The sequence below is a fragment of the Blautia sp. 210820-DFI.6.14 genome (genome assembly GCF_020558815.1).
Lineage (GTDB): Bacteria > Bacillota > Clostridia > Lachnospirales > Lachnospiraceae > Blautia_A > Blautia_A obeum.
In genome coordinates, this window is the sequence record NZ_JAJCKS010000025.1 from 34,027 (window position 1) to 46,429 (window position 12,403).

General features: G+C 42.9%; 12 protein-coding genes. All 12 read left to right on the forward strand.

Translation table 11 applies throughout. From position 1 onward, the window contains the following. Nucleotides 1-8: 8 nt before the first annotated feature. The 12 genes from eno (at nt 9) to LI112_RS14515 (ending at nt 12,211) form a co-directional block, all read left to right on the forward strand. Entirely contained in the window at nt 9-1,337 is a 1,329-nt protein-coding gene (gene eno, locus LI112_RS14460) for a phosphopyruvate hydratase (RefSeq protein ID WP_055055626.1), read from the forward strand. Nucleotides 1,338-1,474: 137 nt separating this feature from the next. After that, on the forward strand, nt 1,475-1,714 hold the full coding sequence (gene secG, locus LI112_RS14465) for a preprotein translocase subunit SecG (RefSeq protein ID WP_022389006.1): 240 nt from the start codon (nt 1,475-1,477) through the stop codon (nt 1,712-1,714). Between the two features lie 70 nt (nt 1,715-1,784). After that, nucleotides 1,785-3,842 carry a ribonuclease R gene (gene rnr / locus LI112_RS14470; RefSeq protein ID WP_227190936.1) on the forward strand — a complete coding sequence of 686 codons (2,058 nt, stop codon included), beginning with the start codon at nt 1,785-1,787 and terminating at the stop codon, nt 3,840-3,842. A gap of 13 nt (nt 3,843-3,855) precedes the next feature. Then, a complete protein-coding gene (gene smpB, locus LI112_RS14475) occupies nt 3,856-4,323 on the forward strand; it encodes an SsrA-binding protein SmpB (protein WP_022389004.1) in 468 nt (155 codons plus the stop codon). Nucleotides 4,324-4,467: 144 nt separating this feature from the next. Continuing rightward, nucleotides 4,468-5,433: a hypothetical protein gene (locus tag LI112_RS14480; RefSeq protein ID WP_022389003.1), complete on the forward strand. Its 966-nt coding sequence runs from the start codon at nt 4,468-4,470 to the stop codon at nt 5,431-5,433. A gap of 43 nt (nt 5,434-5,476) precedes the next feature. Then, nucleotides 5,477-6,172: a UMP kinase gene (gene pyrH / locus LI112_RS14485; RefSeq protein WP_005422549.1), complete on the forward strand. Its 696-nt coding sequence runs from the start codon at nt 5,477-5,479 to the stop codon at nt 6,170-6,172. A 47-nt stretch (nt 6,173-6,219) separates the two neighbouring features. After that, nucleotides 6,220-6,771: a ribosome recycling factor gene (gene frr / locus LI112_RS14490; protein WP_005422551.1), complete on the forward strand. Its 552-nt coding sequence runs from the start codon at nt 6,220-6,222 to the stop codon at nt 6,769-6,771. An 85-nt stretch (nt 6,772-6,856) separates the two neighbouring features. Continuing rightward, nucleotides 6,857-7,579, forward strand: coding sequence for an isoprenyl transferase (locus tag LI112_RS14495; protein WP_227190937.1), 723 nt, complete (start codon nt 6,857-6,859; stop codon nt 7,577-7,579). Between the two features lie 3 nt (nt 7,580-7,582). Further along, complete coding sequence (locus tag LI112_RS14500; RefSeq protein ID WP_055055623.1) at nt 7,583-8,377, forward strand: phosphatidate cytidylyltransferase; 795 nt, start codon at nt 7,583-7,585, stop codon at nt 8,375-8,377. 13 nt (nt 8,378-8,390) lie between these two features. Continuing rightward, nucleotides 8,391-9,533, forward strand: coding sequence for a 1-deoxy-D-xylulose-5-phosphate reductoisomerase (gene dxr, locus LI112_RS14505; RefSeq protein WP_055055622.1), 1,143 nt, complete (start codon nt 8,391-8,393; stop codon nt 9,531-9,533). A 1-nt stretch (nt 9,534) separates the two neighbouring features. Beyond that, nucleotides 9,535-10,824 carry an RIP metalloprotease RseP gene (rseP, locus tag LI112_RS14510; protein WP_022389001.1) on the forward strand — a complete coding sequence of 430 codons (1,290 nt, stop codon included), beginning with the start codon at nt 9,535-9,537 and terminating at the stop codon, nt 10,822-10,824. Nucleotides 10,825-10,942: 118 nt separating this feature from the next. Continuing rightward, nucleotides 10,943-12,211, forward strand: a complete 1,269-nt coding sequence (locus LI112_RS14515; protein WP_022389000.1) for a peptidoglycan-binding protein — start codon at nt 10,943-10,945, stop codon at nt 12,209-12,211. The last annotated feature ends 192 nt before the right edge of the window (nt 12,212-12,403 follow it).

Below are 12,403 nucleotides of genomic sequence, written 5' to 3' on the forward strand. Positions count from 1 at the left end.
GTAAGTGCATGTTTCGTTATCTGCCTGTTCGAAAGATTCAAGCAAGACAAGTGTTGGATTCCAGAGGAAATCCGACCGTAGAGGTAGAAGTTACTGTAGGAGAAGGAATTGTTGGGATAAATGGATATACAGCGAGAGCGATAGTGCCGTCAGGTGCATCGACCGGGAAATTTGAGGCAGTGGAACTTCGCGATGGAAAAAAAGGCTATTATACAGGTTTGAGTGTGGAGAAGGCGGTAGAAAATGTAAATACGAAACTGGCAGAAGCAGTTATTGGAGAAAATGCACTGGATCAGAATCGGATTGATCAGATTCTGATTGATACGGATGGCACAGACAATAAGAGTAATGTAGGAGCAAATGCAGCACTTGGCGTTTCGATGGCGGTTGCAAGAGCGGCTGCGATGGCACTCAGAATTCCGCTTTATCAGTATCTGGGAGGCTGCCACAGTAAAAAAATGCCGGTACCGATGATGAATATTCTGAATGGGGGAAAACATGCAGATAATACAGTAGACCTTCAGGAATTTATGATCATGCCGGTGGGCGCGGAAAAGTTTGAGGAGGGAATTCGCATGTGTGTGGAAATCTACCAGATACTGCGAATTATTTTGAAAGAAAGGTCCCTGTCTACTGCGGTAGGAGATGAAGGCGGATTTGCACCGGATCTGGCAGACAGTCAGGAGGTTCTGGCATTAATTGTCCAGGCTGTGGAAAAAGCAGGATATAAACCGGGAGAAGATATTCTGATTGCGATAGATGCAGCGGCAAGTGAATTGTATGACGAGAATCTGAACTGCTATTATTTTCCGGGTGAGAGCCAGATGAAAGGAAAAGAGGTTTTAAGAGACAGCGGTGAAATGATTGCATATTATGAAGAACTTGTCAGGAAATTCCCGATAATCTCCATTGAAGACGGACTTCATGAGGATGACTGGGAAGGCTGGAAAGAGATGACCGAACGGCTGGGAAAAACGGTACAGCTTGTAGGGGATGATCTTTTTGTTACAAATATCAAACGACTGAAATGTGGGATACAGCTTCATGCGGCGAATGCAATTCTTGTCAAGGTGAACCAGATCGGCACGTTGAGTGAAGCTATGGATGCAGTAGAAATGGCACAGAATGCAGGATATCGTGCAGTAATCTCACACAGATCCGGTGAGACAGAAGATGCATTTATCGCAGATTTGGCAGTTGCAACCGGTGCAGGCCAGATCAAAACCGGAGCACCCTGCAGATCGGATCGAAATGCAAAATACAATCAACTGCTCAGGATTGCAGAACAGCTTGAAAAACAGGCAGTTTATGAGAATCCGTTTGGCAGGGAAGGGTGAAAGAGCGGGCTGTTTACATGCAGCCCGCAAATTGTTTTTTTGAAGTGGAAATTTGAAATGGAAATGACTAAAAACAGTTGAAATCGAAGAATGGTTATGATAGAATGAATTCTAGTTGATTAGGAGGTGTAACCGAAGTGCAGATTTTAAGAACTATTCTCACTGTTATTTTTGCCATAGATTGTATTGCGCTTACTGTTGTTGTACTTATGCAGGAAGGAAAGCAGCAGGGACTTGGTGGAGCGATTTCCGGAGCAGCGGATTCCTACTGGGGAAAGAACAAGGGTCGTTCTATGGAGGGTGGACTTGTTAAAGCTACCACAATTATGGCAGTGTTATTTTTTGTACTGGCAGCAGTTTTGAATATGAATTTTTAAGAATTGTCAGAAGGAAACACTCTTGTATAAACACAAGAGTGCTTTTTTTTCTCATAGCAAAGGAGTATACGTGAGTAAGAAGAAAATCTGGGAAAAGAAAAAAAAGAAAAAATTTTCCAAAGAGAAAATATCTGTAAAACCAAAGAAAAGGGATATAAAAGCCCTCAGTAAGCTGGGACTGATCAAAGAAGGAACTTTTATCGGTAATCATAAGGGCTTTGGTTTTGTAGAACTGGAAGAGGAAGAAGATGATATCTTTATCCCGGCAGATCATACAGGGACTGCAATGCATATGGACCGTGTCCGGGTACTCCTCAAAAATGAAGCCAAAACAGGGAAACGCAGAGAAGGTACTGTAATAGAGATTCTGGAACGTGTAAATAAAGAAATCGTTGGTACATTCCAGAGGGAGAGGGATTACGGTTTTATTCTGTGCGATAATCAGAAGTTCTCAAAGGATATCTACATTTCGCCTAAGAATTCCAAAGGGGTTCGCGATGGAGACAAAGTTGTTGCAGAGATTATAGATTATGGGAACGACAGGAGAAAACCGGAAGGTAAAATCGTAGAGAATCTTGGAAGTATGAATGCACCGGGAACGGACATTCTTGCAATCGTTAAAAGCTTCAATATTCCATCAGAGTTTCCTGTAAAAGTTATGAATCAGGCCATGCGGGTACCGGATCATGTGCAGGAGGCTGACCGGGATGGCAGAACGGATCTGACACAGCTTATGACAGTTACAATCGATGGTGAAGATGCAAAAGATCTGGATGATGCAGTTTCTCTTACAAAAGAGGAAAATATATATCATCTGGGTGTGCATATTGCAGATGTGAGTAATTATGTACAGGGAGGAAGTGCACTGGACAAAGAAGCACTGAAAAGGGGCACCAGTGTATATCTTGCTGACAGAGTCATTCCAATGCTTCCGGAACGGCTGTCTAACGGAATCTGTTCATTGAATCAGGGGCAGGACCGCCTGACTTTAAGCTGCCTTATGGATATTGATGAGAATGGTACAGTAGTTGCTCATCGGATTGCAGAGACGGTTATTCGAGTGGATCGTCGTATGAGTTATAATCAGGTCAGATGTATTCTTGAAGATGGAGACACTGAGACAAGCAGAGAGTATAAGGAATTTGTGCCAATGTTTTTCCTTATGAAAGAATTATCGGCACTTTTGAGAAGCAAGAGACATAACAGAGGTTCTATTGATTTCGATTTTCCTGAAAGCAAGATCATTCTGAACGGGGCAGGACGGGCAATTGATGTGAAGCCATACGAACAGAATGTTGCTACACAGATCATAGAAGATTTTATGCTGATGGCAAATGAAACAGTGGCAAAAGAATACTGCCAGGGAGAATATCCGTTTGTTTACCGTACGCATGACAATCCGGATCCGGAAAGAGTGGAAAGCCTTCTTACGCTTCTGAGACACCAGGGGATTCAGGTGCAGAAAGCATGTGAGGAAATCACACCAAAGGAAATTCAGGAGATTCTTGAGCAGATTCAGGGAATGCCGAATGAAATGATGATCAGCAGACTGATGTTGAGAACGATGAAACAGGCACGATATACAACAGAGTGCAGCGGACACTTTGGGCTTGCAGCGAAATATTACTGTCATTTTACCTCTCCGATCAGAAGATATCCGGATTTACAGATCCACCGTATCATTCGTGATAATATAAGAGGCAGATTACAGCGAGAAGGAAAAACAGAACATTACAGGGAAATACTGGAACATGTGGCAGAACAGTCCAGCGTATGCGAAAGACGTGCACAGGAGGCGGAGAGAGAGTCTGACCGTCTGAAAAAAGCAGAGTATATGTCCTATCATCTGGGAGAAATTTTCGATGGAATTATTTCGGGAGTTACTGCTTATGGATTTTATGTGGAACTTCCGAATACAGTGGAAGGCCTCGTTCATATTACGGCACTGTCAGATGATTATTATGAATTCGATGAGGAAAACTATGAACTTCGTGGAGAGCTTACGAAGAAAGTTTACCATCTGGGGCAGAAAGTTACGGTCAGAGTGGCTGATGCAGATGCACTGAAACGAACGGTGGATTTTTCAGTAGTTGAAAACACTGTAGATGAGATGAGTCTGAACGAATAAAGGAGGTGTTTTTATGGCAAAAAAATCCGGGATGAAATTGATCGCAAATAATAAAAAAGCTTTTCATGACTATTTTATAGAGGATACTTATGAAGCAGGGATCGCACTTGTCGGCACTGAGGTGAAGTCGCTCAGAGCAGGTAAATGCAGTGTGAAGGAATCGTTTATTCGTGTGGAAAACGGGGAAGTATACATTTACGGGATGCATATCAGTCCTTATGAGAAGGGAAACATTTTTAACAAAGATCCCATGAGAGTCCGTAAATTACTTCTTCACAGATATGAGATCAACAAAATCGAAGGAAGTCTTCAGGAAAAAGGCCTGACTCTTGTACCACTGAAAGTATATTTCAAGGACAGTCTTGTGAAACTTGAAATAGGAGTTGCACGCGGTAAAAAGTTGTATGACAAGAGACAGGATATTGCGAAGAAAGATCAGCGGAGAGAGGCAGAAAGAGAATTCAAAGTCAAAAATCTGTAACTTTAAAAAAAGTATGAATTCGCAGACAATTAGTTGACAAGAATTTGATACTCTGTATAATTAAACTAAAAGATGACTATTCTGGTTACTGTGAACGGAGTGAACAGTAACCTATTCCGCGACTAGAATTAGGAGGAAATATATATGATCAGGAAAAGATATCTGGCAGCAGCCGGACTGTTGACACTGGCTGTTGTGGCAGCAGGATGCGGTAAGAAAAATGATGCAGGTTCTGTAGTACAGACAACACCAACTCCGACCGAAGAAACTTCAGTATCCCCGACTCCGACGCCGGAGATGGTAAATATGGAAGAAACTGTTGAAAAGAATATCATGGGTGAGAAGACATCCACAGCATCAAAGGTGACTATTGTAAATCAGACAGGATCTGAGATTGCAGCGATCTATATCAGAGAGACTCCGTCTGATGACGCAGATGAAGACACCGCAGATGAGTGGGGTGATGATCTGGTAAACGGTATGTTTACACTGAAGAGTGGAGACAATGCAGTTTATTATTATGAAAAACCACAGTCAGCGTCAACCATATATGATATCAGAATTACGTACACAGATGAAGAAAAAAATGAATGTTTCTTCAGAAAACTGCCGCTTACAACGATTAAACAGATCACACTTCGTATGGATGGAAAAGATGAAGATGCGATTCCGTATGCAACCTATATGACGGCAAACAGTACGAAGGAAATCTCAACACTGAATGATGTTAAGAAGAGACTCGGTCTGGAAACAGATGAGGACAGTGATTCTGTGACACCGACTCCGACAGAGGCACCGGATGATTCCAATAATTCTAATAATTCCAATACAGATAATCCGGATCCGACGACGGCACCATCGGATAACAATGGCAACAGCAGCAATAATAATCCAAGCAGCGATGATCCTACAAATTCCACGATTCAGACAGCAGAGAAATATATCGGTATGTCTATTGATGACCTTGTCGGAGCCGTAGGGGATTCCCAGTCTTCCGAGTATGACGATGACTCTGCTACCGGAACAACTGGATATTACTATTATCCGGATTTCACAGTTTCCACATCCGTAGATGAAGAAGGAAATGAAATCGTTACAGGAGTTTGGTAGAGATAAACAATGCTGTGGCATTGCGGGAAAGGATAAATGATCTATGAAAAGAATATTACTGAAATTAAGTGGAGAAGCTCTTGCCGGAGCCGAAAAAAAAGGATTTGACGAGGCAACGGTTATTGCTGTTGCAAAACAGATCCGTGCGGTTGCGGAAGAAGGAACACAGATTGGTATTGTGATCGGTGGAGGCAACTTCTGGAGAGGTCGTACAAGCGAGACGATCAATCGTAACAAAGCAGACCAGATCGGCATGCTTGCTACTGTGATGAATTGTATTTATGTATCTGATATCTGCAGATATCTGGGACTTAAGACGGAAATCTTTACACCATTTGTGTGTGGCGCATTCACAAAGCTTTACTCAAAAGATGCAGTAGAAGAGGCATTTGCAGAAGGCAAGATTCTCTTCTTTGCGGGAGGTACAGGTCATCCGTATTTCTCAACAGATACAGCTACAGTTCTGCGTGCTGTTGAGATCGAAGCAGAAGCAATCCTTCTTGCAAAGGCAGTAGACGGTATTTATGACAGCGATCCAAAACTGAATCCGAATGCTGTGAAATACGATGAGATTTCTATTGAAGAAGTTGTTGATAAAAAACTTGCAGCAATGGATCTTACTGCATCTATTATGTGCCTTGAACAGAAGATGCCGATGCTGGTATTTGGCCTTGAAGAAGAAAACAGTATTGTAAATGCTGTACATGGTAAATTTACAGGAACAAAAGTAACTGTATAAGAGAATTCTAAAAAATAAAATATAACCGGAGAAGGAGAATTCGACAAATGGATGAAAGAGTTCAGAAATATGAGCAGAAAATGACAAAAACACTGGATGGCTTTGAGGCAGAGCTGACTACGATTCGTGCAGGACGTGCAAATCCGCATATCCTTGACAAGATCACAGTAGATTATTATGGTAGCCCGACACCACTTCAGCAGGTTGCGAACATTACTGTACCGGAAGCAAGAATGATTCAGATCCAGCCATGGGAATCCAGCCTGATCAAAGGCATTGAGAAAGCGATCCTTACTTCAGATCTTGGACTGAATCCGAGCAACGATGGTAAGATCGTGCGCCTGGTTCTGCCGGAACTGACGGAAGAACGTCGTAAAGATCTTGTAAAAGACGTAAAGAAAAAAGGAGAAGCAGCCAAGGTTGCTGTTCGTAATATTCGCCGTGATGCAAATGATGCATTTAAGAAGCTGACCAAACAGGATGTTTCTGAAGATGAAGTAAAAGATCTGGAAGATGCAGTACAGAAGCTTACAGATAAGTTCATCAAGAAGATTGATGCTGCGGTTGAGGTGAAATCAAAAGAAATCCTGACAGTATAAGAATTGTGCAATTGTCAGATTGGAGGGAGAGGGAGAGCCGGAAAGGGCTCTCTTTCTGTTCGCTCTGCAGGATGAGAGGAGAAACATAAATATGGAAAATATGAAAGTTCCGAATCATATTGCGATTATTCTCGATGGAAACGGCAGATGGGCAAAAGCCAAAGGGATGCCGCGAGGATATGGACATATCAAAGGATGTGCAAATCTTGAGTCTATCTGTGATGACATTAAAGATCTCGGCGTAAAATATCTTACAGTGTATGCTTTTTCTACAGAAAACTGGAAGCGTTCCAGAGAAGAAGTCGAAGGTCTGATGAAACTGTTCCGCAGTTATCTCAAAAAATGTATGAAGAGTGCAGAAAAGAATCATATGCGTGTGAAAATCATCGGAGATCCGACTGCGTTTGATCAGGATATACAGGACAAGATCAGGAAACTCGAAGAATTTTCAAAAGATTACGATGAATTATATTTTCAGCTTGCATTAAATTACGGAAGCCGTGATGAGATTACCCGTGGAATGCGTAAACTTGCACAGGATGCAGCTGATGGAAGATTGAATCCGCAGGAAATTACGGAGGACACGATTTCGGGGTATCTCGATACAGCAGGTGTTCCGGACCCGGATCTGTTGATCAGAACCAGCGGAGAACAGAGACTGTCCAATTTCCTTATGTGGCAGCTGGCATATACAGAGTTTTATTTTACAGATGTTGCATGGCCGGATTTTCATAAAGAGGATCTGATCAGAGCAATCGAAAAATACAATGGAAGAGACCGACGCTATGGAGGCGTGAAGGAGGAATAAAATATGTTTAAGACACGACTCATAAGTGGCATTCTGCTTGTAATCGCTGCGCTTCTTACGATCATAAGCGGAAACTATGTGCTGTTTGTGACATTGCTCTGCGTTTCTCTGCTTGGAATGCAGGAACTTTATAAGGCAATGGGGGTACATAAAGATCAGACGGAATTTCTGGAACTGGCGGGATATCTTGGTGCGATTCTGTATTATGTATCTCTGTTGCTGGGATTTGAACGTTATGGAACGATGGCGATTCTGATCGCTCTGATCCTGATCATGTTTGTGTATGTTTTTTCGTATCCGAAATACAATGCAAATCAGGTCATGGCAACATTTTTCGGAGTAGTTTATGTAGCGGTAATGCTTTCTTTTATTCTTCTGACAAGAAATCTTCCGGATGGTAAATTTATCGTATGGCTGATCTTCCTCTGTTCCTGGGGATGCGATACCTGTGCATATTGTGTGGGTATGCTGATCGGCAAACATAAGATGGCACCGGTGCTCAGCCCGAAGAAATCAATAGAGGGAGCTGTGGGAGGCGTTGTCGGTGCTGCACTTCTTGGCGTGATCTATGCGGCAGCAACACATGGAGCAATGCTTGAATATGCAGTTATTTGCGGCGTTGGAGCACTGATCTCAATGGTTGGGGATCTTGCTGCTTCTGCAATCAAAAGAAATCAGGGAATCAAGGATTATGGAAAGCTGATTCCGGGGCATGGTGGAATTCTTGACCGTTTTGACAGCGTAATCTTTACGGCACCGGTCATTTATTATCTGGCAAAAATGATTCTTGGTCTCTAAAAAGGAGAAGGGCATGAAAAAAATTGCAATATTAGGATCCACAGGATCTATCGGAACACAGACACTGGATGTTGTGCGTGCCAATGGTGATATTGAGGTTCTTGGAATCAGTGCAGGAAAAAATATTCAGAAACTGGAAGAACAGGTAAGAGAATTTTCTCCACGTCTGGTTGCTGTCTGGGATGAGAATGCGGCACAGGAACTTGCACAGAAGATTCAGGATACGGATACGAAGGTTGTCGCAGGAATGGATGGCCTTCTGGAGCTGGCTGCCATGCCGGATACAGAAATTCTGGTTACTGCAATCGTGGGAATGCTTGGGATTCGCCCGACGATCGAGGCGATCCGTGCAGGAAAGGACATTGCACTTGCCAATAAGGAAACTCTGGTAACTGCAGGGCATCTGATCATTCCAATGGCAAAAGAATATGGAGTAAAGATTCTTCCTGTAGACAGTGAACACAGTGCTGTTTTTCAATCCTTGAATGGAGAACATAAAGAAGAAGTCCATAAGCTGCTGATCACTGCATCGGGTGGACCTTTTCGCGGAAAAACAAGAAAAGACCTGGAGTCAGTGACGCTGGAAGATACTTTGAAACATCCGAACTGGGTGATGGGACAGAAGATTACCGTGGATTCTGCGACACTGGTGAATAAAGGCCTTGAAGTGATGGAGGCCAGATGGCTGTTTGATGTGAGCCTGGATCAGATCCAGGTTGTTGTACAGCCACAAAGTGTGATACATTCCATGGTGGAATTTAAAGATGGAGGGATCATTGCACAGCTTGGAACACCGGATATGCGGCTTCCAATTCAGTATGCACTGTATTATCCGCACAGAAGATATCTGAATGGAGACAGACTTGACTTTGCCAAATTGGGTCAGATTACCTTTGAAGAACCGGATATGGATACGTTCCTGGGTCTTCCGATGGCAATTCAGGCGGCAAAAGCAGGCGGTTCCATGCCGACAGTATTTAATGCGGCAAATGAACTTGCAGTAAGTAAATTCCTTCACAAAAAAATTCGTTTCCTGGATATTTATAACATTATAGGACAGTCTATGGAACGCCATAAAGTTGTTGAGAATCCTGGACTTGAAGAAATACTGGAAACAGAGAGTGATACATATCAATGGATTGAAAGCAGGTGGTAGATTGAAGATTCTGATTGCGATTATTATTTTCAGTGCAATCATATTGTTTCATGAATTTGGACATTTTTTATTTGCCAAATTAAACGGAATCAGTGTAACTGAGTTTTCTCTTGGAATGGGACCGAGACTGTGGAGTTTTCAGAAGGGAGAGACCAGATATTCATTGAAATTGCTTCCGCTTGGTGGCTCATGTGCCATGGTGGGTGAAGATACTGCCGAGGAGGAAATTCCGGGCTCCTTTAATGCGGCATCTGTATGGGGCAGGATTTCTGTCGTTGCGGCCGGTCCGATATTTAACTTTATTCTGGCGTTTGTGCTTGCAGTGATCATTGTAGGTTTTGTGGGATATGATCCGGCTGAAGTGCTGGAAGTGGATAAAAATTCAGCAGCTGCAGAGGCAGGGCTTCAGAATGGAGACATTATTACAGAATATGACGGATATCATGTGGATCTTGCAAAAGATCTGTATGTATATATGTATCTGAATGATCTGAAGGAGGGCGACACAGTTACCCTGAAGGTCAGAAGAGATGGCAGGACAGAAACGATTTCATACACACCTGATGTATCGGTAAGATACCTGCTGGGATTTAACAGATCAGATGCATCTTCTATGACAGTGGAATCTCTGATTGACGGAATGCCACTCCAGGAGGCAGGATTGCAGCCGGGGGATACGATCACGGCAATCAATGGTGTGGAGATTGCGGACGGTGAGGCATATGATGCATATCTTGCAGAACATCCGCTTTCGAGTGAATCGGTAGAGATTACGTATGACAGAGATGGCCTGGATTATACAGCGACAATTACTCCGAAAGAGTATCGTACACCACAGCTTGGATTTTCTTATAACCTTGGTTATACAAAGACCTCCGGCCTGCGGATACTGAAATACGGTGCACTGGAAATAAAATATATGATCAGGACGACTCTGCTGAGTCTGAAAGAACTGGTTACGGGACAGCTTGGATTCCAGAATCTCAGCGGCCCGGTAGGTGTCGTAGATGCGATTGGTACAACTTATGAAGAAAGTAAGAGTGAAGGTACTCTGATGCTCTGGATGAACATGCTGAATATGGCAGTACTGTTGTCGGCAAACCTTGGTGTTATGAATCTGCTTCCTCTTCCGGCACTGGATGGCGGAAGACTTGTTTTTCTGATCATTGAGGCAATTCGGAAGAAACCGATCAATCGAGAAATTGAGGGCAGGATTCATTTTGCAGGGCTGATGGCACTTATGGTGCTGATGGTAGTAGTTATGTACAATGATATTCTGAAAATCTTCTGAAAATAGAAAGTAGCAGATGGCAGACAGAAGGACGGATGCGAATATGCATCTGTCTTTTTGTGTTATACGGGATACATGATGCATAGAATATACGGAGAGCTCTTGGCAGGAGAAGCAGGTGGAATTTTATAATAAAGTAAAAAGTCAGCAGGATCAGCCGGATCAGGGCGAGCTGAAGGTAAGTGTTTTTACGGAAGATGGTACGCGACCGGTGGAAAATGCATTGGTGAGGATCTCTTATACCGGAGAGAGTGGACAGACGGTGGAAGAAGTACGTACGGATTCATCCGGGCAGACACCGACTCTTGAGTTAAAAACACCACCTCTGGAATATAGTATGGAACCAGTGGAAGAACAGCCTTATGCGGAGTATACGATTCAGGTGCAGGCGGAAGGATTTGAAAATACAGAAATTGCAGGAACACAGGTATTACCAGGCGTGGTGGCGCAGCAATCGATAAAAATGGCATTTCAGGCAGAAGCATCTTTTGAAAGACTTGTGATCGGACCCCATACGTTATTTGCAGAATATCCGCCAAAGATAGAAGAAGCTGAGATAAAGCCGGTGAATGAAAGTGGAGAGATCGTTTTGAGCAGAGTAGTCATACCGGAATATATCGTGGTTCATGATGGATCGGTAAATGATACAACAGCGCCGGATTATTATGAACGGTACAAAGATTATATAAAAAATGTTGCGAGCAGTGAAATTTACGCTACCTGGCCGGATGATACGATTCGAGCAAATATACTGGCAATCATGTCATTTACCTTAAACAGGGTCTACACAGAATGGTACCGGAATAAAGGAAAAGATTTTACTATTACATCTTCGACTGCATATGATCACAAATGGATTCGTGGAAGAAATGTATTTGACAGCATATCGAGAATCACAGACGAACTTTTTGAAAACTATCTGTCCAGACCGAATGTGCGTCAGCCAATTCTGACACAGTATTGTGATGGAAGAAGGGTGCAGTGCAGGAATAGAGGGTGGATGACACAGTGGGGAAGCAAATCACTGGGAGATCAGGGATATTCACCAATCGAGATCCTGAGGTATTTTTATGGCAATGATATGTATATCAATGTAGCAGAAGAAATTTCCGGTATTCCGTCTTCCTGGCCGGGATATGATCTGAATATTGGAGCTACAGGAGAGAAGGTCAGACAGCTTCAGGAACAGCTTAATGTGATCGCGGGAGCATATCCGGCAATTCCGAAAGTGGGTGAAGATGGGATTTATGGGGAACGGACCAGTGAATCTGTACGTAAATTTCAAAATGTTTTTGGCCTTCCGGAAACCGGAATCACAGATTACCCAACCTGGTATAAAATACAGGAAATCTATGTTGCAGTGAGCAGAATCGCGGAACTGAATTAGAAAATATCCGACCATAAAATCACCAAATTGAATGAAAAATATAAAATATATAAAAAACTTCAAAAAAGGTGTTGACTTTGTGAATGGACTCTGATATTATATCATTTGTCGCGAGGAGTTAACTCCTGCGAAACAGAATATGCGGAAGTGTCGGAACTGGCAGACGAGCAAGACTAAGGATCTTGTGAGCAT

Coding starts and splice junctions, on each gene's coding strand:
- pyrH (WP_005422549.1), top strand. CDS start 5,477: ATGAAAAGAATATTACTGAAATTAAGTGGAGAAGCTCTTGCCGGAGCC.
- frr (WP_005422551.1), top strand. CDS start 6,220: ATGGATGAAAGAGTTCAGAAATATGAGCAGAAAATGACAAAAACACTG.
- smpB (WP_022389004.1), top strand. CDS start 3,856: ATGGCAAAAAAATCCGGGATGAAATTGATCGCAAATAATAAAAAAGCT.
- eno (WP_055055626.1), top strand. CDS start 9: ATGTTTCGTTATCTGCCTGTTCGAAAGATTCAAGCAAGACAAGTGTTG.
- LI112_RS14480 (WP_022389003.1), top strand. CDS start 4,468: ATGATCAGGAAAAGATATCTGGCAGCAGCCGGACTGTTGACACTGGCT.
- LI112_RS14500 (WP_055055623.1), top strand. CDS start 7,583: ATGTTTAAGACACGACTCATAAGTGGCATTCTGCTTGTAATCGCTGCG.
- dxr (WP_055055622.1), top strand. CDS start 8,391: ATGAAAAAAATTGCAATATTAGGATCCACAGGATCTATCGGAACACAG.